At 67.0% G+C, this 19,246-nt stretch carries 24 protein-coding genes; 18 read left to right on the forward strand and 6 right to left on the reverse strand.

The window, feature by feature from the left end:
- Positions 1 to 381, reverse strand: a complete 381-nt coding sequence (locus GV790_RS25500; RefSeq protein WP_228806024.1) for a cupin domain-containing protein — start codon at positions 379 to 381, stop codon at positions 1 to 3.
- A gap of 11 nt (positions 382 to 392) precedes the next feature.
- Positions 393 to 1,820, reverse strand: coding sequence for an MFS transporter (locus GV790_RS25505; RefSeq protein ID WP_280213551.1), 1,428 nt, complete (start codon positions 1,818 to 1,820; stop codon positions 393 to 395).
- 68 nt (positions 1,821 to 1,888) lie between these two features.
- On the opposite strand from GV790_RS25505, the gene GV790_RS25510 reads away from it, so the two are divergent.
- Positions 1,889 to 2,560, forward strand: coding sequence for a TetR/AcrR family transcriptional regulator (locus GV790_RS25510; RefSeq protein WP_163816887.1), 672 nt, complete (start codon positions 1,889 to 1,891; stop codon positions 2,558 to 2,560).
- Positions 2,561 to 2,709: 149 nt separating this feature from the next.
- Here the strand turns inward: GV790_RS25510 and GV790_RS25515 are convergent, their stop codons facing one another.
- Together GV790_RS25515 and GV790_RS25520 are read right to left on the reverse strand one after the other, a co-directional pair.
- Entirely contained in the window at positions 2,710 to 4,752 is a 2,043-nt protein-coding gene (locus GV790_RS25515; protein ID WP_280213553.1) for a M13 family metallopeptidase, read from the reverse strand.
- 162 nt (positions 4,753 to 4,914) lie between these two features.
- Complete coding sequence (locus GV790_RS25520) at positions 4,915 to 6,522, reverse strand: DHA2 family efflux MFS transporter permease subunit (protein ID WP_163816889.1); 1,608 nt, start codon at positions 6,520 to 6,522, stop codon at positions 4,915 to 4,917.
- A 67-nt stretch (positions 6,523 to 6,589) separates the two neighbouring features.
- Here GV790_RS25520 and GV790_RS25525 point away from each other — a divergent pair, with 67 nt between their 5' ends.
- The 5 genes from GV790_RS25525 (at position 6,590) to GV790_RS25545 (ending at position 8,738) form a co-directional block, all read left to right on the forward strand.
- On the forward strand, positions 6,590 to 7,084 hold the full coding sequence (locus GV790_RS25525; protein WP_163816892.1) for a GbsR/MarR family transcriptional regulator: 495 nt from the start codon (positions 6,590 to 6,592) through the stop codon (positions 7,082 to 7,084).
- Positions 7,085 to 7,295: 211 nt separating this feature from the next.
- Entirely contained in the window at positions 7,296 to 7,664 is a 369-nt protein-coding gene (rplN, locus tag GV790_RS25530; protein WP_033244618.1) for a 50S ribosomal protein L14, read from the forward strand.
- A gap of 1 nt (position 7,665) precedes the next feature.
- Entirely contained in the window at positions 7,666 to 7,983 is a 318-nt protein-coding gene (gene rplX, locus GV790_RS25535) for a 50S ribosomal protein L24 (RefSeq protein ID WP_014349099.1), read from the forward strand.
- 1 nt (position 7,984) lies between these two features.
- Complete coding sequence (gene rplE, locus GV790_RS25540; RefSeq protein ID WP_036533246.1) at positions 7,985 to 8,548, forward strand: 50S ribosomal protein L5; 564 nt, start codon at positions 7,985 to 7,987, stop codon at positions 8,546 to 8,548.
- A 4-nt stretch (positions 8,549 to 8,552) separates the two neighbouring features.
- Positions 8,553 to 8,738 (forward strand): type Z 30S ribosomal protein S14, encoded by a 186-nt coding sequence (locus GV790_RS25545; RefSeq protein WP_014349101.1) that lies wholly within the window; start codon positions 8,553 to 8,555, stop codon positions 8,736 to 8,738.
- Positions 8,739 to 8,829: 91 nt separating this feature from the next.
- Here GV790_RS25545 and GV790_RS25550 read toward each other — a convergent pair whose 3' ends face one another.
- Positions 8,830 to 9,093 (reverse strand): hypothetical protein, encoded by a 264-nt coding sequence (locus GV790_RS25550; protein ID WP_163816894.1) that lies wholly within the window; start codon positions 9,091 to 9,093, stop codon positions 8,830 to 8,832.
- Between the two features lie 387 nt (positions 9,094 to 9,480).
- On the opposite strand from GV790_RS25550, the gene rpsH reads away from it, so the two are divergent.
- The 9 genes from rpsH (at position 9,481) to map (ending at position 15,026) form a co-directional block, all read left to right on the forward strand.
- Positions 9,481 to 9,879, forward strand: coding sequence for a 30S ribosomal protein S8 (gene rpsH, locus GV790_RS25555; RefSeq protein ID WP_014349106.1), 399 nt, complete (start codon positions 9,481 to 9,483; stop codon positions 9,877 to 9,879).
- 13 nt (positions 9,880 to 9,892) lie between these two features.
- Positions 9,893 to 10,432 (forward strand): 50S ribosomal protein L6, encoded by a 540-nt coding sequence (gene rplF, locus GV790_RS25560; protein ID WP_036533248.1) that lies wholly within the window; start codon positions 9,893 to 9,895, stop codon positions 10,430 to 10,432.
- Between the two features lie 2 nt (positions 10,433 to 10,434).
- A complete protein-coding gene (rplR, locus tag GV790_RS25565; RefSeq protein WP_036533271.1) occupies positions 10,435 to 10,842 on the forward strand; it encodes a 50S ribosomal protein L18 in 408 nt (135 codons plus the stop codon).
- Between the two features lie 34 nt (positions 10,843 to 10,876).
- On the forward strand, positions 10,877 to 11,524 hold the full coding sequence (rpsE, locus tag GV790_RS25570) for a 30S ribosomal protein S5 (protein ID WP_014349109.1): 648 nt from the start codon (positions 10,877 to 10,879) through the stop codon (positions 11,522 to 11,524).
- Between the two features lie 2 nt (positions 11,525 to 11,526).
- Entirely contained in the window at positions 11,527 to 11,706 is a 180-nt protein-coding gene (gene rpmD / locus GV790_RS25575; protein WP_014349110.1) for a 50S ribosomal protein L30, read from the forward strand.
- Position 11,707: 1 nt separating this feature from the next.
- A complete protein-coding gene (gene rplO / locus GV790_RS25580; protein ID WP_036533250.1) occupies positions 11,708 to 12,151 on the forward strand; it encodes a 50S ribosomal protein L15 in 444 nt (147 codons plus the stop codon).
- Between the two features lie 177 nt (positions 12,152 to 12,328).
- A complete protein-coding gene (gene secY, locus GV790_RS25585) occupies positions 12,329 to 13,651 on the forward strand; it encodes a preprotein translocase subunit SecY (RefSeq protein WP_036533252.1) in 1,323 nt (440 codons plus the stop codon).
- Positions 13,648 to 14,193: an adenylate kinase gene (locus GV790_RS25590; RefSeq protein WP_163816895.1), complete on the forward strand. Its 546-nt coding sequence runs from the start codon at positions 13,648 to 13,650 to the stop codon at positions 14,191 to 14,193. The genes secY and GV790_RS25590 overlap by 4 nt, the downstream gene beginning before the upstream one ends.
- Before the next feature lie 32 nt (positions 14,194 to 14,225).
- Complete coding sequence (map, locus tag GV790_RS25595) at positions 14,226 to 15,026, forward strand: type I methionyl aminopeptidase (protein WP_163816896.1); 801 nt, start codon at positions 14,226 to 14,228, stop codon at positions 15,024 to 15,026.
- A gap of 10 nt (positions 15,027 to 15,036) precedes the next feature.
- On the opposite strand, the gene dtd is transcribed toward map, so the two are convergent.
- On the reverse strand, positions 15,037 to 15,480 hold the full coding sequence (dtd, locus tag GV790_RS25600) for a D-aminoacyl-tRNA deacylase (protein ID WP_163816897.1): 444 nt from the start codon (positions 15,478 to 15,480) through the stop codon (positions 15,037 to 15,039).
- Positions 15,481 to 15,642: 162 nt separating this feature from the next.
- Between dtd and GV790_RS25605 the strand changes: the two genes are divergently transcribed.
- The 3 genes from GV790_RS25605 to GV790_RS30600 all read left to right on the forward strand — a co-directional run.
- Positions 15,643 to 15,960 carry a hypothetical protein gene (locus GV790_RS25605; protein ID WP_163816898.1) on the forward strand — a complete coding sequence of 106 codons (318 nt, stop codon included), beginning with the start codon at positions 15,643 to 15,645 and terminating at the stop codon, positions 15,958 to 15,960.
- Positions 15,961 to 15,979: 19 nt separating this feature from the next.
- A complete protein-coding gene (locus GV790_RS25610; RefSeq protein WP_163816899.1) occupies positions 15,980 to 16,489 on the forward strand; it encodes a YbaB/EbfC family nucleoid-associated protein in 510 nt (169 codons plus the stop codon).
- Positions 16,490 to 16,506: 17 nt separating this feature from the next.
- The coding region (locus GV790_RS30600) for a WXG100-like domain-containing protein (RefSeq protein ID WP_445668760.1) at positions 16,507 to 19,246 on the forward strand (2,740 nt) is incomplete at its 3' end.

Raw genomic sequence — 19,246 nt, forward strand, 5'->3', positions numbered from 1 at the left:
TTACCCGGCAACGCGCTCCAGCTTGCTGCCCGCGCGGATGCCGATCGACATGATGTCGCTCGGTTCGTCCAACGTCAGCCGGTGCCATCGACCCCTGGGGACGATGGTGGCGGTGCCCGCGGTGAGGTGGACGGTGGTTTCGGGTTCGCCGTCACGTTCCGGGCGCAGGTACAGGTGCAGCGAGCCGGAGAGGCAGCAGACCGCTTCCTCGGAGTCGGGGTGCATCTCCCAGTGGTCGGCGTGCAGGTCGGCGTCGGTCTCGACGTGGAAGACGCCGAGGTGCCAGCCGTCCGAGCCGCCGGCCATCCGGCGTTCGCCTTCGCTGACCTTGCCGTCGGGCTGGAAATACAGGGCACGGGCGAACAGATCGATGGGGGTCATGGGGATTCCTTTCATCGGGTAGCCGGCGCGAGTTCGTCGCCGGAATCGGTGGCCGAGGCGCTGCTTTCGGCCGGGAGCAGGAGGGCGGCCACCGCGGCGGCCACGAGGAACAGCAGCGCGGCGGCGCCGAGGGCGAAGGCGTAGCCGCTGTTGAGAGCAGCCGGATCGGATACGTCGGAGGTGCGGCTCGCGGCGAGCGTCGCCAGTGCGGCGACGCCCACGCTGCCGCCGAGCTGCCGAGAGCTGTTGAACACCCCCGACGCCATGCCCGCCTCGCGTCCGGTGACGCCGATCGTCGCCGCGGTGGCCACCGGCGCCAGGCACAGGCCCATCCCGAAGCCCGAGACCACCGACGGCCCGAGCACATCGGCGACCACGCTGCCGTCGGGGCTGATCTGCGCGAACCAGAGGAACCCGAGCGCGGTGACCAGCCCGCCGAGAACGAGCCAGAACCGTGGCGACCGCCCGGATCGGGTCACCAGCACCGTGCCCGCGATGACGGTCACCGAGAACGGCACGAACGCGATCCCCGTGACGCCCGCGCTCAGGCCCAGCACCTGCTGCATGTACAGCGACATCAGATAGAACGTCGCGAATTGCCCTGCCGCGGCGAGGAATACGAAGACGTTCGCACCGGCCACCCAGCGGTTGCCGAACAGGTCCAGCCGTACCAGCGGTGCGGCTGCGCGACGCTCGACCAGCAGGAACCCGGCGAACAGCACCGCACCCGCCGCGAGGGTGAGCCCGGTGACGGGGGACAGCCAGCCGTAATGCTCGGTGCGCACCACACCGACGACCAGCACACCGATGCCCGCGGTCGCCGTAACAGCCCCGAGGTAATCCAGCGGTTCGCGATCAGCCCGACGCGCGTCCGGGGTGACCCCCGCCGCCACGGCCACCAGCGCCACCACCACGATCGGCACATTGATCAACATCACCCACCGCCAATCGGCGTACTCGGTGAGCAATCCGCCGAACAGTACGCCGCTCGCCCCGCCCGCCGCATTGACCGCGCTCCACACTCCGAGTGCCCGCAGCCTGGCGCGACCTTCCGGGAACGTGGTGGTGAGGGTGGCGAGCGCGGCAGGCGCCACCGCCGCTGCCGCGATGCCCTGCACTGCCCGCGCGGCCACCAACTGCCACGGCTCCTGCGCGAGTCCGCCTGCCGCCGAGGCCAGACCGAACACGATCAACCCGCCGGAGAAGATCCGCCGCCGCCCGAACAGATCGCAGGACTTGCCGCCGAGCAGCAGGAACCCGCCGAAGGTGAGCGCGTAGATATGCACCACCCACGACAGATCCAGCGGCGCGAACCCGAGATCGGTGCGGATCGAGGGCAGCGCGACATTCATCACCGCCATGTCAAGGGCGACCATGAACTGTGCGACCGCGACCGCGGTCAAGGCGGCGCCGGGCCGCCCACGTCTGTTTTTATACACGTATAAAAACTAACCGCAGCCGACGATGCTGTCCACACCTACGCCTGTGGATAGGCCAGGATGGGGGCATGCCGAAGCCGTCGTCACCCGCCGCTCGCACCGGCCGTCCACCGAGAATCTCCAGGCAGGACATCGTCACGGCCGCCACCGCGATCATCGATACCGACGGCGTCGAGAAGCTCACCATGCGCAGGCTCGCCACCGAACTCGGCTGCACCGCCATGGCGCTCTACCACCACGTGCGCGATAAGGAAGAGCTGCTGCGGCTGCTGCTCAACGACTACGCCGACCGGGTGCAATGGCCGCCACTACCCGACGATCCCCGCGAGCGCATCATCGTGGCCGCGACCGCCATGCGAGATGTGCTCGCCGCGCGGCCGTGGATCGTCGAGATCCTCGCCGCCGACGACCTGCTCGGCGTCTCCGCACTCTGGGTGGCCGAAAGCATCGTCGCCGGCGCCATGGACTGCGGTTTGTCCGCGGATGAGGCGGTGCACGCCTACCGCGCGATCTGGCACTACACCGCAGGCGAGATCATCATCCGCACCCGCTCGGCCGCCCGAGCTGCCGAAGACCGCCCGACCTACCGGGAACAGATCTTCACCGATCTCGACCCGCGGGCGTTACCGCGCTTGGCCGAGCTCGGCCCGCGATTCCTGGTGGCGGCGGCCGAGGACACCTATGCGCAGGGTCTGGATGCCCTGGTCAACGGGCTGCTGCTGGATCGGCGCACGCGCTGAATCCGCCGGGTCCGCGCATCGCGGCGCGGGTGTGGTGGCGGCGATGCCGCACACGGCGCGACTGATGCGACCACTGCCGCAGTCGTGTCGCGCCTGATCGGAGACGTCCGCGCCCCATGCGCGGAGGCGCGGACGTCGAGCCCGAGAACTCACAGGGTGACGCGCTGCTCCTTCGGCAGGAACAGCTTGTCGCCCTCCTTCACCCCGAACGTCGTGTAGAACTCCTCGATATTGCGCACCACCTGATTGGCGCGGAACTCGTTGGGGGAGTGGGTATCGGTGGCCAGCAGCCGCTCGGTGACCTCACGGGTCTGCTTGTCGCGCCAGCCGCGCGCCCAGGACAAGAACATCGTGTGATAGTCGGGAGCGTCCACGCCACGGCGCTTTTCGGCGATCCGGTACGCGGCCAGCGCGATCAGCAGCCCGCGCAGGTCGGCCAGGTTCTCGCCGACGGTGAGTTCGCCGTTGACGTGCTGTTCCGGATCGAGACCCTCGGGGACGAGCACGTTGTACTGCTCGATCAGCTGCTGGGTCTTGGCGTCGAAGGCGGCGCGGTCGGCCTCGGTCCACCAATCGCGGCGGTTGCCGTCACCGTCGAACTTCGAGCCCTGATCGTCGAAGCCGTGGCCGATCTCGTGGCCGATGGTCGCACCGACCGCGCCGTAGTTCACCGCGGCTTCGGCATCCTTGTCGAAGAACGGCGGCTGCAAATACGCGGCCGGGAAAGCGATCTCATTGGTGGCGGCCATGTAGTAGGCGTTCACCGTCTGCGGCGACATCGCCCATTCGGAATCGTCGACCTTGGTGCCCAGCCGGTCGAAGGAACGCTTGACCTCGAAATCGTTGACGGCGCGCAGGGATTCGATGAGCTTGCCGCGGGTGATCGTCAGTCCCGAGTAATCGACCCACTTGTCCGGATAGCCGATCTTGGTGTTGATCTTGTCCAGCTTCTCGATCGAGGCCTTCCTGGTCTCCGGCGACATCCACGAGGAGTTGGTGAAGTTCTCCCGGTAGGCGGCGAACAAATCGTCGACCATCTCCATGGCGCGCTCTTTGGCCTCCGGCGGGAAATGCTTGTCCACATACAGTTTTCCGAGCTGTTCGCCCAGATTCGAATCCACCGTGCCGACCGCGGATTTCCACAGCTCGGGCCGCTGCTGCAACCCGGCCATCAGCCGTCCGTTGAAATCGAAATTGGCGTCGGCGAACGCCTTGGGCAGGAACCGCGCGTACTGCCGCAGCAGGGTGAGCTTCAGATAATCGCGCCACATCGCGATATCGGTCTCGGCCCAGATCTTGCCCGCCTCGGTGACGAACGACGGCTGATTCACCACGATCTCGGCGAACAGGTCCTTGTCGCGCTCGGTGGTCGCGTCAAGCCACGGGTCCCAGTCGAACTGCGGCGCCAGCGCTTTGGTGGCATCCCAGCTCATCCGGTTGTAGGTGGCGTCGGTGTCGCGATTGCGCACATTGTCCCAGTGCGCGGCCGCGATCCGGGTCTCCAGATCGAGGTTGCGCTGCGCCAGCCCCGCCGGATCGGGCAGGCCAGCGGCGGCGGCAAGGCGCTCGTTGAAGGTCCGGTAACCGGCCAGCTGCTCGGCGTACTCGGGCTTGCGGTAGTACTGCTCGCTCAGCCCGATACCGGACTGGCCGATCGACGGGATATAGGCCTCGGAATTCTTCCGGTCGATACTGACGCCCAGCCCGATCAGGCCGCCGATCGGCAGCGCGCCCATCACTCCGGCCAGCTCCGCCTTCGTCTTCGCCCCATCGATCTCGGCGAACATCGGCTCGAGCGGAGTGAGCCCCAGCTGCTCGATCTCGTCGAGGTTCATCCTCGCGTCGTACAGATCCCGGATCTGCTGCGCCTCCGAACCCGGCTCCGGATCGGAAATGGACTCGATGATCTCGCGCAACTGCTGTTCGGTGCGATCATTGGCCTCACTGATCGCGCCGTAGGCGACCTTGTCCGGCGGCAGCTGGTACTCGCGCAGCCACTTACCGTTGACGTGCCGGTACAGATCGTCCTGCGGCCGGATCGCCGGATCGGAACCGGTCATATCGACCTGCTTCAACGGCTGTGCGGTCTCGTCGTCCGAACACGACGCCAGCAGCGCCGCCGCAGGCACCACCCCGAGAGCGACCAAGAACGCGCGGCGGTCCAACAGGAACGGACGACCCGACGATGTCACAAAGCTTCCTCTCCCCGATCACAGACGCTGAGCCGGTACGCATGGTGCACCGACGTACCGGCCCGAACGAGGCTACCGGCGCATCGGCATCGGGTCGATCGCTGGCGTCCGCCGGAAATGCCTGCGGCCCGCGCTCCTACCGAACGCGGGCCGCCGCCGAGGTCACATGAGGCTTGCCGGATCCACCACCTTCGCCCGCTGCGGCAGGAAGGTGAGCGCCACCACCGCGCCGAAGATGCCGATGACGGTGCACAGCCACAGCATCGACGAGATGCTGTCGATGAACGCGCCGGTTACCGAAGCGGCCAGCTCCGCTGAACCGGTCTGGTGCGCCACGGCCATGCCGTTGGCGGCGCTGGCTTGTACGGTTTCCGCGGCTGCCGCGGGCAGATCGCCGGTGTCGACCGAGTTGCGGTACACGGCGTTGACGATGGTGCCGAGCAAGGCGATGCCGACTGTGCCGCCCACCTGACGCATGGCCTGGATCAGCGAGGAACCCGAGCCGGCTCGGTCCGGATCCAGTTCGCCGATTGCGGCGTTCATCGCCGACGGCATGCCGAATCCGGCACCGACGCCGGCGATCGTGATCCAGGTGGCGACGTAGCCGTACCCCGATTCGGCATCGGTCATCGCTCCCATGCCGAGTCCAGCGGCCAGGATCAGGAACCCGATCGTGACCGTGACTCGGGTGCCCGCCGCGGAATCGACCGGGGTGGCGAACTTGGCCCCGATCACCATGCCGCCGATGAACGGCAGCAGCTTCAGGCCGGTTCCGAGCGCATCGGCGCCCTGAATGGCCTGGAAGTACTGCGGCATCGTGAACAACAGGCCGAACATCGCAAACACCGCGATGGTGATGAGCATGGTTCCCCAGAAGAACGAGCGCGAGCGCAGCAGTGCCAGATCCACCAGCGGGGTCGGCCGCCCGAGTTTGCCGAACCGGCCCTCCACCACGCCGAACACACACAGCAGCACCGCGGCCGCGACCATGAACACCACGGCCAAGGCATCGCCCCAGCCACGTTCACCGGCCAGGGTCACGCCGTACACCAAAGCCGCGAGCGCGGCCGAGGAGATGACGATGCCCGCGTAGTCGATCGACGGTCGCACCGAGCTCCGCGACTCCGGAATCAGCACGAGCACGGCCGCTACGGCCACGACGGCGACCGGGACATTGATCCAGAAGATCGACGACCATGAGAAATGGTCCAGCAGAAGGCCTCCGACGATCGGGCCGAGCGGCAACCCGATGCTGTTGGAGACGACGAAGAAGTTGATCGCCTTCTTGCGTTCGGCCTCATCCGGGAACAGCACCGCGATCAGCGACATCACCACGGGCACGAGTAGTGCCGCACCGATGCCGAGGAAAGCGCGCGCCGCGATCAACTGATTCGCGCTGTTCGCCAGCGCGCACACCACAGAGCCGGCACCGAACAGCACCAGCGCGATCGCCAGCACTGCCTTCCGGCCGAAGCGATCGCCGAGCAGTCCAGCGGGCAGCAGGAGCACCGCGAGCACCAGGTTGTAGGAGTTCGCGATCCATTGCAGTTGTTCGGTCGATGCGCCCAGATCGACCGACAACGTCGGCAGCGCGACGTTGAGCACGGTCGTATCCAGGCCGACCACCAGAACAGCAAGACAGAGGGCGGCCAGCACGCCGAAGCGGCGGCCGCCCGACAGATCGGACGCGCCGCTGTGATCGGTTGACGGGAAATCGGGGAGGTGGGGCTGTGCCGGTACCGCGCCGGCTGCCCGGGGTTCGGAGGTCATGAATAAATATTATTATGTACTTCTGATAGTTGCAATAGTGATGATTTTGCTGCGGTATTGTGGTGCCATGGCAGCGCCGACACCGATTTCCGTGGACTCCGAACGCGAGCGGGCCTTCGTCGAGCGGCTCGGTGGAGCGATGGCCGGAGCCGGGGTGCCTCCGATGGCCGCACGCGTGCTCGCGCGCATGCTGATCAGCGAATCCGGGGTGATGACCTCCGCCGAGCTCGCCGACGCGCTCGAGGCCAGTCAGCCCTCGATATCCGGTGCGGTCCGATTCCTCACCCAGATCGGGTTCATCACCCGCGAACGCGTTCCGCGCACCCGCAAAGACCGCTACCGCATCCGCGACGACGTCTGGGAAACCGTGCTGACCTTGCGCAACGATTCGGTCGACGGATGGAAGGCCGCCCTGGAAGAAGGAGTCGAAGTCGCAGGCCCGGATACCGAGGCGGGTCAGCGCATGGCCGAGGCGGTGGAGTTCTTCGAATTCATCCAAGAAGACATGCGGCAGATGTTGCAACGCTGGCGTGAGCACAAGCAGCGGCGCCGTTCGGGCTGACCGCCCCCGATTTGGGGCCGACCTGGGCAAACCCTTACACTAGACCGGTTGCCTGCGGCAGCTGTGCCCGCAATCCGGCCGTGAACCCCCAGTGGTCGGTCCGTCAGGATCGAACAAAACCGCTGGCAGGCGCGCGTTCGGGTGGCAACGCGACCATGCCCGTCGGGTCGGAAATCCGGCGTGCTTTTACGTCCAGGTCAAGGAGGCTGAAGTGATTCAGCAGGAGTCGCGACTGCGCGTCGCCGACAACACGGGAGCGAAGGAAATCCTTTGCATCCGCGTTCTCGGTGGTTCGTCGCGTCGCTATGCCGGTATCGGCGATGTCATCGTCGCCACCGTGAAGGACGCCATCCCCGGCGGCAACGTCAAGCGGGGTGACGTCGTCAAGGCCGTCGTCGTGCGCACCACCAAGGAGCGCCGTCGTCCGGATGGTTCCTACATCCGTTTCGACGAGAACGCCGCCGTGCTCATCAAGCCGGACAACGATCCGCGCGGCACCCGCATCTTCGGCCCGGTCGGCCGCGAGCTGCGTGACAAGAAGTTCATGAAGATCGTCTCGCTGGCCCCGGAGGTGCTCTGACATGAAGGTGCACAAGGGCGACACCGTGCTCGTCATCTCGGGTAAGGACAAGGGCGCCAAGGGCAAGGTCATCCAGGCCTACCCGGCGACCAACAAGGTCCTCGTCGAGGGCGTGAACCGGATCAAGAAGCACGTCGCGAACTCCGCCAACCAGCGCGGCGCCTCCTCGGGCGGCATCGTGACCCAGGAAGCCCCGATCCACGTGTCCAACGTGATGGTCGTCGACTCCGATGGCAAGCCGACCCGCGTCGGCTACCGGACCGACGAAGAGACCGGCAAGCGGGTTCGGATCTCCCGTAACAACGGGAAGGACATCTGACATGACCACGACTGAAAACGTGCAGCCTCGGCTGAAGCAGCGCTACCGCGAGGAAATCAAGGACGCGCTGAACAAGGAATTCAACTACGCCAACGTGATGCAGATCCCCGGCGTGGTGAAGGTCGTCGTGAACATGGGTGTCGGTGACGCCGCGCGCGACGCCAAGCTCATCAACGGCGCCGTCAACGACCTGGCCCTGATCACCGGCCAGAAGCCGGAGATCCGCAAGGCCACCAAGTCCATCGCGCAGTTCAAGCTGCGTGAGGGCATGCCGATCGGCGCCAAGGTCACCCTGCGCGGCGACCGGATGTGGGAGTTCCTGGACCGCCTGGTCTCCATCGCGCTGCCGCGTATCCGCGACTTCCGTGGTCTGTCGCCGAAGCAGTTCGACGGCAACGGCAACTACACCTTCGGTCTGAGCGAGCAGTCGATGTTCCACGAGATCGATGTGGACTCCATCGACCGTCCGCGCGGTATGGACATCACCGTCGTGACCACTGCGACCAACAACGAAGAAGGCCGTGCCCTGCTCAAGCACCTCGGCTTCCCGTTCAAGGAGAACTGAGCACATGGCTAAGAAAGCTCTGGTCAACAAGGCCAACCGCAAGCCGAAGTTCGCCGTCCGGGCCTACACCCGCTGCCAGCGCTGCGGCCGCCCGCACGCGGTCTACCGCAAGTTCGGCCTGTGCCGCGTGTGCCTGCGCGAAATGGCGCACCGCGGCGAGCTGCCCGGCGTGCACAAGAGCTCCTGGTGAGCTCGCGCTGAGCGCAATCGGCTAGGCGAGAACTGAACGAGGGCACGGACTCCGGTGGAGTCCGTGCCCTCGTCGCGTGATCCGGTACCGGTCACCAGGGCAGGCAGCCGGCCATCTTCAGCCGAGTGGCCAGACCCGAGCCGATGGTGGTGCTCGACCCCTGGCCGGTCGTCAGCGCGAGCAGCAGATCGACACCGAGCCCGGCGCCGATGGAGCAGCCGAGCAGATTGATGTCGACGGTGATCCGCTCCTCGGGCGCACCGGGCAGCGGTTCGTCGGCATGTGCCGGGCTCGCCACTGCCACGGTTGCCGCCGCGAGTGCCGCCGCGACGATGCCCGCTTTGATCGATCGCACCTGATCCTCCTCATATGCGCATGCGCGCTGTGATGCCGGTTTCGGAAAAGTAAGTGCGGTGGTCGAACACCCGACCCGCGCACTATCCACTTGTTGACCGGCGGGTGCGGGCGGAAACGTGATCTCTGTGCGGGCACGGACCCGGCCCGGGCCGCGGGTAGACCCCGATTTGGTCCTGACCAGGCCCCCATCTACACTAGAGCGGTTGCCTGGGCACCTCTGTGCCCGCATGCGGTCTGCGTGTGGGTGGCCCGGGCGATGCGAACTCATCCGGTCGGCAAGGGTCGACCGGACCAGCCGAATTGCTGTAGGCCCACGATCTGTGCCCTGAAAAGGGGTGCGGGTGCTGTATGGGAACCGCAGCGAGAAAGGTGTCGAGGTCGAACTATGACCATGACTGATCCGATCGCAGACTTCCTGACACGTCTGCGCAACGCCAACTCGGCGTACCACGATCAGGTGAAGGCTCCGCACTCCAAGCTCAAGGCGAACATCGCCGAGATCCTGAAGCGCGAGGGTTACATCGCCGATTACCGCACCGAAGACGCCGCCGTTGGCAAGAACCTCGTCGTCGATCTGAAGTACGGCCCCAGCCGTGAGCGCAGCCTGCAGGGCCTGCGCCGCGTCTCGAAGCCGGGTCTGCGTGTGTACGCGAAGTCCACCAACCTGCCCAAGGTCCTCGGCGGCCTCGGTGTGGCGATCATCTCCACGTCCACCGGCCTCCTGACCGACCGTCAGGCAGCCAAAGCCGGCGTGGGCGGCGAAGTCCTCGCCTACGTCTGGTAAGGGAGGTAGAGACATGTCGCGTATTGGTAAGCAGCCCATCGCCATCCCCTCCGGCGTCGAAGTCACCATCAACGGCCAGGATGTCGCGGTGAAGGGCCCCAAGGGCCAGCTGTCGCTGACGGTGTCCGAGCCGATCACCGTCACCAAGGGTGACGACGGTCAGCTCCAGGTCGCCCGTCCCGACGACGAGCGCCGCAGCCGTGCCCTGCACGGCCTGACCCGCACCCTGGTCGCCAACATGATCGAAGGCGTCACCAAGGGCTACGAGAAGAAGCTCGAGATCGCAGGCGTCGGTTACCGCGTCGCGCTCAAGGGCCAGAACCTCGAATTCGCCCTCGGCTTCAGCCACCCGGTCGTTGCCGAGCCGCCGCAGGGCATCACCTTCGCGGTGGAATCGCCCACCAAGTTCTCGGTGGCCGGTATCGATAAGCAGCTGGTCGGCGAGGTCGCCGCCAACATCCGCAAGTACCGGAAGCCGGAGCCCTACAAGGGCAAGGGCATCCGCTACGCCGGCGAGAACGTTCGCCGCAAGGTCGGAAAGACGGGTAAGTGATCATGGCGCAAACCGAGAATCAGAAGGCCAAGCGCATTCCGCTGGGCAAGGATGCTTCCACCCGGCGTCGGCTGTCGAAGACCCGTCGCCACTTCCGCCTGCGCAAGAAGGTCGCCGGCACCACCGAGCGTCCGCGTCTGGTCGTGCACCGCTCCTCGCGGCACCTGCACGCCCAGCTGGTCGACGACTCGCTCGGCAAGACCATCGCCGCGGCCTCCAGCATCGAGGCCGATGTGCGCGCGATCGACGGCGACAAGACCGCCAAGGGCAAGAAGGTCGGCGAGCTGATCGCCGAGCGCGCCAAGGCTGCCGGTGTCGAGGCCGTCGTGTTCGACCGTGGTGGTCACGATTACCACGGCCGCATCGCCGCGCTGGCCGATGCCGCTCGCGAAGGTGGGTTGAAGTTCTGATGATGATCAAGATTGCGAACGGAAGGAACGTCTGATGCCGGGACGTCAGAGGCGTGACGGCGGAAACGGACCCGCCGGACAGAACGGAAGCGCCCCCGAGGGCGGCCGCGACAACCGCCGTGGTGGCGACCGTCGCGGTGGCGGTGACCGTCGCGACCAGGCCGCCGAGAAGAACCAGCTCGAGCGCGTCGTCGCGATCAACCGCGTGTCGAAGGTCGTGAAGGGTGGTCGGCGCTTCAGCTTCACCGCCCTGGTCATCGTCGGTGACGGCAACGGCCTGGTCGGTGTCGGTTACGGCAAGGCCAAGGAAGTTCCCGCCGCCATCCAGAAGGGTGTCGAGGAAGCGCGCAAGGGCTTCTTCCGCGTCCCGATGATCGGCTCCACCATCACCCACCCGGTGCAGGGCGAGGCGGCGGCCGGTGTGGTCATGCTGCGTCCGGCTTCCCCGGGTACCGGTGTGATCGCCGGTGGTGCCGCGCGCGCCGTGCTGGAGTGCGCGGGCATCCACGACATCCTGGCCAAGTCGCTCGGTAGCGACAACGCGATCAACGTCGTGCACGCGACCGTTGCCGCGCTCAAGCAGCTGCAGCGTCCCGAAGAGGTCGCGGCCCGTCGTGGTCTGCCGCTCGAGGACGTCGCTCCCGCGGGCATGCTGCGTGCCCGTGCCGGACAAGGAGTCTGACCATGGCAGATCTCAAGGTGACCCAGATCAAGAGTTCGATCGGCGCCAAGCAGAATCAGCGGGACAGCCTGCGCACCCTCGGTCTGCGGGGCATCCGCAAGTCGGTGGTCCGTGAGGACAACGCCCAGAACCGTGGGCTGATCAACGTCGTGCGCCACCTCGTAACAGTTGAGGAGGTCTGACATGACCATCAAGTTGCATCACCTGCGTCCTGCCCCCGGCGCCAAGACCGAGAAGACCCGTGTGGGTCGCGGTGAGGGCTCCAAGGGTAAGACCGCGGGCCGCGGTACCAAGGGCACCAAGGCTCGTAAGAACGTCCCGGCCGCCTTCGAGGGCGGGCAGATGCCGATCCACATGCGGCTGCCCAAGCTCAAGGGCTTCACCAACCCGTTCCGGACCGAGTACCAGGTCGTGAACGTCGGCGCGATCGCCGAGCTGTTCCCGCAGGGTGGCCAGATCGGCAAGGACGAGCTCGTCGCTGCCGGTGCGGTCCGCAAGAACCAGTTGGTCAAGGTCCTCGGCGAGGGAGAGATCTCCGTCGCGGTCCAGATCAGCGCGGACAAGTTCTCCGGCTCCGCCAAGGAGAAGATCACCGCGGCCGGTGGCACCGTCACCGAGCTGGGCTGACGTTAGGAATTCCACAGCGGCACCGGACGAGTGAGAACTCGTCCGGTGCCACTGTTAGAGTTCAAGTGTTGTCTGCCAAGACTCGTCATGGGGTCGGCGTCGAGGGACCGGGGTTTCTGATTCCGGACCACCGCTGAAAGTTCCATGGCATGACCATGTCGTTCGCCAGGAGGATCTGTGCTTTCCGCCTTCGTATCGGCCTTCCGGACTCCGGACTTACGGCGGAAGATTCTCTTCACGCTGGGGTTGGTCGCGCTGTACCGTGCCGGTGCCGCGTTGCCGTCGCCCGGTGTCGATTATCGGGCGGTCCAGGAGTGCGTCGACCTGGTCTCCGGCGGTGAGAACGCCGGTATCTACCAGCTGATCAACCTGTTCTCCGGTGGTGCGCTGCTGCAGTTGTCGGTCTTCGCGATCGGCATCATGCCCTACATCACCGCGAGCATCATCATCCAGCTGCTGACGGTCGTCATCCCGCGGTTCGAGGAACTGCGCAAGGAAGGCCAGGCCGGCCAGACCAAGATGACGCAGTACACGCGTTATCTGTCCATCGCGCTGGCCGTGCTCCAGGCCACCGGTCTGGTGGCGCTCGCGGCCCGCGGTCAGCTGCTGCAGGGCTGCCAGCAGGACATCCTCGCCGACACCAGCATCTTCGGCATGATCATCATCGTGCTGGTCATGACGGCCGGTGCGGCGCTGGTCATGTGGTTCGGCGAGCAGATCACCGAGCGCGGTATCGGCAACGGCATGTCGCTGCTGATCTTCGCCGGTATCGCCGCCCGCATCCCGACCGAGGGCAAGGCCATCCTGGACAGCCGCGGTGGTCTGGTGTTCGGCCTGGTGTGTGTGGCCGCGTTCGCGATCATCGTCGCGGTGATCTTCGTCGAGCAGGGTCAGCGCCGGATTCCGGTGCAGTACGCCAAGCGCGTGGTCGGCCGCAAGATGTACGGCGGCTCGTCGACCTATCTGCCGTTGAAGGTGAACCAGGCCGGCGTGATCCCGGTGATCTTCGCGTCCTCGCTGCTGTATCTGCCGAATCTGATCGCGCAGCTGACGGGCTCGCAGAACAATCCGGATCCCAGCTGGTGGCAGGAGATCATCCAGAAGTATCTGGTGAATCCGAGCAACCCGGTCTACATCGCGATCTACTTCGGCATGATCGTGTTCTTCACCTACTTCTATGTCGCGATCACCTTCAATCCGGAGGAACGCGCCGACGAGATGAAGAAGTTCGGTGGCTTCATTCCGGGCTACCGGCCCGGTAAGCCGACTGCCGATCATCTCAGTTTCGTGCTGAGTCGCATCACCCTCCCCGGCTCGATCTACCTCGGCGCGGTAGCCGTCCTGCCGAACCTGTTCCTCGACATCGGTAATACCGGTGGCGTGCAGAACCTGCCGTTCGGCGGCACGGCCGTGCTGATCATGGTGAGCGTCGGTTTGGACACCGTGAAGCAGATCGAAAGCCAACTGATGAATCGAAATTACGAAGGGTTCCTCAAGTGAGAGTTGTACTGCTCGGACCGCCGGGTGCAGGCAAGGGCACGCAAGCCGTTCTGCTGTCGGAAAAGCTCGGTGTGCCACACATCTCCACGGGGGACCTGTTCCGCGCGAACATCAGCCAGCAGACCCCGCTGGGTCGCGAGGCGCAGAAGTACATCGATGCCGGCGATCTGGTGCCGAGCGATGTGACCAACCGGATGGTCGAGGCCCGCGTGGCCGAGCCCGACGCTGTCAACGGTTTCGTGCTCGACGGTTACCCGCGCACGGTCGACCAGGCCGACGCCCTGGAGAAGATCCTCGGCGATATGGACAAGAAGCTGGACGCGGTGCTCTGCTTCGTCGTGCCGGAGGAAGTGCTCAAGGAGCGCATGCTGGCGCGCGGTCGCGGCGACGACAACGAACAGATCATCGACAACCGGCTGCGGGTGTACCGCTCGGAGACCGAGCCGCTGCTCGAGCACTACGACGGCCTGGTCGTCACCGTCGACGGTGTCGGCGAGGTCGACGAGGTCAACGCCCGGGCGCTGCGCGCGCTGGGACACTGATCATCCACTCGACGATGGAGCACTGAGGCGCCATGGTTTTCGGCCGCAAGCGCAAGAAAGTGGTGCCGTTCCGCACGGCGGGCGAAGTGGACGCGATGGCGGCCGCGGGAGCGATCGTCGGTCGCGCCCTGGTCGCCGTGCGCGCCGCCGCAGTGCCGGGCGCCTCGACGCTCGATCTCGATCAGGTGGCCGAGCAGGTCATCCGTGACGCCGGCGCGGTGCCGTCGTTCAAGGGCTACCAGGGTTTCCCCGCCTCGATCTGCGCTTCGGTCAACGACCGGGTGGTGCACGGCATCCCCTCGGCCGAGGAGATCCTGGTCGAGGGCGATCTGGTGTCCATCGACTGCGGCGCCATCCTCGACGGCTGGCACGGCGATTCGGCCTGGACCTTCGGCGTCGGCGAACTCTCCGAGGACGACCGGCTGCTGAGCGAGGCCACCCGGCTGTCGATGGAGGCCGGTATCGAGGCGATGCTGCCCGACAACCGCCTCTCCGACGTCTCGCACGCCATCGAGCTCGGCACCCGCGCCGCGGAGAAGGCGCACGGGCGCAGCTACGGCATCGTCGACGGCTACGGCGGCCACGCCATCGGCCGCGAGATGCACATGGAGCCGTTCCTGCCCAATGAGGGCGAGCCGGGCAAGGGCCCGCTGCTGGTGGTGGGTTCGGTGCTGGCCATCGAACCGATGCTCACGCTCGGCACCAGCGAAACCGATGTGCTCGACGACGACTGGACCGTTGTCACCTCCGACGGTTCCCGCGCCGCGCACTGGGAACACACCGTCGCCGTCACCGAAGACGGGCCCCGCATTCTCACCCCGCGCCCGGAGTAATCGGGCAGCCTCAACCCTCCAGCAGGATCGTGACCGGCCCGTCGTTGATCAGTTCGATGTGCATGTGCGCGCCGAAACGTCCCGTGGCGACGGTGGCGCCGAGAGCCCGCAGGGCATCGGCGAAATGATCGACCAGCGGTTCGGCGACCGGACCTGGCGCTGCCGCCGACCAGGATGGGCGACGGCCCTTCCTGGTGTCGGCGTAGAGGGTGAACTGGCTGACCACCAGGATCGGCGCGTCCAGGTCGGCGGCGCTGCGTTCGCCGTCGAGCACGCGTAACCGCCACAGCTTGTCCGCCAGCGCGGCAGCGGTGGTCTCGGTGTCGTCATGGGTGACGCCGACCAGCGCCACCAGGCCGTGCGGCGCGCCGTGCCCGGCGGGGTCGATGCTGCCGACCACCTCGCCGTCGACGCTGACCCGCGCAGATGTCACTCGTTGCAGCAGTACTCGCACGCGGGCCATCATGGCAGGTCCGTCCGCGCCGCGCGGTACCCGCGTGCCACTCCGGCGCCACCTGCGATTCAACTCGACGCTACTCGGGATTCGCGATCGGCTGTCACAGTCGCAGACGAGCTGACGGAGTGCGGGCGACCGCGCGGGTGGTGAGGAGCGAGCATGGGCGCCGACAAGGTCAAGGCTGATCCGGACGATTTCCAGAAGGCCGCCGAGAAGACCGGTGCGGTTCGCGACAAGGTGCAGGGTATCCTCAACACACTGGAGGCGTCCATCAGCTCCTACGGAACACCTTGGGGCAACGACAAACTCGGCGCTTCGTTCACCGATGGCGAGCAGGGCTACTTCGCGGCCCGCGAAAGCCTCACCGGCAACCTGGAGAATGTGGCCAACTCGTTCAACAACTTCCGCAGCGGCCAGGCCCAGACCGTGGTCGCGTTGCGCAAGATGGAGCGGGCCAACGAGGGCACTTTCGAGTGATCGAAGGCCTCTGATACCTATGGCGAACGAACGCGCGAAGGCGGAGCTGGCCGGCCTGATCGAAGAAGTCGGGCAACAGTTCCGGGAGATCGCACGCATCCAGGATGAACGCGCGCAGCTCACTGCCAGCGCCACCGTGCGGCGCAAACGAGTCACGGTCACCGTGAATGCCGACGGTGTCGTCATCGAGACGAAGTTCGGTCCCAACATCGAGGACCTGAGCTACTCCGAGATCGCCGCCGCGGTCACCGAAGCCGCGCAGAAGGCGAATGCCGAGGTGCTGCGCAAGGGTCAGCAGCTGATGAGCCCGCTCGACGACCGGCGAGCCCGGCTGCCGAAACTGTCGGACCTGATCGAAGGCATGCCGGACCTCACCGGCAACCTGCCGGCACCGCGGCGGGCGTCGACGGCTGCGCCCGCCGCCCGCAGTCGTAACTCGATCGAGGACGGCAGTGCCGCACCGGAATTCGCCGATGCCGAGGTGCCGAAGCCGGACGGCGACGACGGCGTCACCGATTCCGGCTGGTGAGCTGACCCAGGCTCGCGATGGCGATCGATTTCCCCACCGTCCTCGGCTGGGTGGCCGGCACCGACTGGCCGGACGGCAACGAGGACGATATGCGCTCGCTCGCCGACGACTGGCGTGCGGCGGCCGCTGCCATCCAAGAGGTGATCGCCGACGTCCGTGCGGCCAAGACGGTATCGCTGAACGCCTACCCCGAGGGCGAAGCGCCGAAGGATATCGCCAAGGCCTTCGACTCGATGCTCTACGCGACCGAGGGGCAGGACAAGGGTTCGCTCGAGCAGTTGATCGAGGGACTCAACAGCATGGGCGAGTCCGCCGACAACATGGCGAACGAGATCGAATACGCCAAGCTGATGGTGATCTCGTCGCTGGTGCTGCTGGCGGCCGAACTCGCCGCTGCCTGGATCTTTCCGCCCACCGCACCCGCGGTGCAGGCGGCGGCGATCGCGCTCACCCGGATCGCGATCAGGGTCATCGGACAGACCGCCGCCCGCGCCATCCGCAATATGGTTCTATCGCTGGCGCGCAAGAAGTTCTTCCAGTTCATGGTGCGCCATGTCGCCATCGACACCGTCATCGGCACCGGTCAGGACCTCGGTATCCAGGCGTATCAGGTCTGGCAGGGCAACCGTAAAGGCATCGACTGGGAGCAGGTGGCGGTCACCGCGGTGTCGTCCGCGGTGGGTGGTGCGGTGGCGGGGCCGCTGGCGCACCGGATGGGGAACTGGCTCGGGCCGCAGCGGCTGCCGGACGGCACCGTCATCCGGCCGCAGCGCGTCAACCCGATCGTCAACGGGCTGATCAGCGGTTCAACGGCCGGATTGGCCGGTGCGACAGCGGGTTACGCGGCGAGCCTGGGCACCCAGTTCGGCATCGACTGGGCGCAGGACGGCTGGGACGACGCGACGAAGAATCTCGGCAACGCCATCAACAATTTCGATCCGCGCGCGATCACCGCAGGTGTGTTCAACGGTGCCGCGAGTGGGGCGAACAAGGCATGGGCGAACCAGGTCTGGAGCAACCGGCGGCCGGATCTGTTCAACCAGCCGAGTTTCCAATCGCGGGTCGACGCGGTGATCTTCGGTCCGGGTGGGGCGCCGGGCTCCGGTGCGGGCGGACCTGGGACCCCCGGCACCGGTGACGGGACGCCGGGCGGTCAGCCGGGTACGGGCGGCGGAGGTACGCCGGGGGGCGGTGGTGGCAATACCGGCGGTGGTCAGGGCGGTAATACCGGCGCTGGTCAGGGTGGTAACAACGGTGCGAACCAGGGGGGTAACAACGGTGCCAATCAGGGTGGGAACAACGGTGCCAATCAGGGTGGCAACAACGGCGCGAACCAGGATGGAAACAATGCCGCCGGCGACCAATCCGGAACCCAGGGTGGCGATGGCAGAACTTCTCCGGCACAGGGTGACGGCGGTCGAGTAGACGACGGTTCGGCGCCGCCACCGAGCCAGGGCGACCAGCGCGGCGACAGCGGCGGCGATACCCGGGCCGGCGAAAGCGGCCGCGGCGAAGGCGAAGGCCGTGCGGGCGACAGCCGGGCCGGGGATGCCGGCGATCGCGGTGACGGCGACAGCAGGGCCGCAGACGCGGCGCGCGACGGTGACAGCCGGGCGGGCGATGCCTCGCGAGCAGGCGATGCATCCCGTGGCGATTCCGCTGGTGACACCGGTGACCGCGACGGCAGTCGCGCCGGGGCGGCATCCGGTGCCGACGGTGTGCGCGGTGACGGTGGCCTACAAGCCGAGCCGCGCGGTGACGGCGGAGTCGGCGCACATCACGGAATGCCCGGCGTGCCGACGCCGCTCGGGCCCGACGCCGGGATGGACGGCGCCGGTGAAGCAGGCGGGGCCGGGGCAGCGGTTCCGGTTGCTCCGCCGCCACCGGTTGCCGCAGGTGCGGCTCCCACGGGAGCGTCACCGGCGAACGCGGCACCGAATGCCTCGCCGTCCAGCGGCGAGGCTCGCAGCGGCGCGGGAGCGTCGAGTCCAGCGCGCGGAGGTGACGGGCGCGTTCCCGTCGGCGATACATCGGCCGGAAGAGGGCCGGATCGTACCGGCGCGGACGACACCTCGGGTCCGCTCGCCCCGGCCGACGAATCCGCCGATCGCCGCACCGCCACCCCGGATGACGCTGCCCCCGAGCCTGATTCGCGCGCAGGTACCGCCGACCCGCACCGCGCTGCCCCTGTCCTCAGCGATCCACAGCCGGGCATCCAAGCGGGATCGCGTGCCGGCGACGACCTACCCGGCGCCGGCGACGCCGACCGTGCCCGCCACGACGTCGGAGACCTGACCGCTCCTGTCCTCGGCGATGAGATGCCGGGGGGCCCTGATCGTGGGCGCGGCGATGACGTGCTGGCTGATGGCGATCGTGGGCGCGCCGGTGACGAGTTGGGTACCGGTGATCGTGGGCGTGGCGGTGACCGGCCGGGCAGCATCGACCGCGACGGCGGCGACGACCAGCCGAGCGGAACCGATCACCGGCGTGGCGATGACCTGCCGGTCGGCGGCGATCGTGAGCGCACCGGTGACCAGCCGGGTGGCGTGGATCGTGGGCGTGGTGATGACCAGCCGGCCGCCGGAGATCGTGAGCGCGGTGCGGGCCGGCCGGGTACCGATCGTGACGCCGGGTGGTCCGCTCGGGATGGGGCGACGGATGGGAATCGGGATCGGCAGCCCGGTGCCGATCGGGCGGCATCGCCTGCCAGCGACGACGTCGCGGACAGCTCGCAGCAGGAGGGCGCGGGCCCGCGCC

It is taken from the genome of Nocardia cyriacigeorgica, from assembly GCF_010858045.1.
Taxonomy (GTDB): Bacteria; Actinomycetota; Actinomycetes; order Mycobacteriales; family Mycobacteriaceae; genus Nocardia; species Nocardia cyriacigeorgica_E.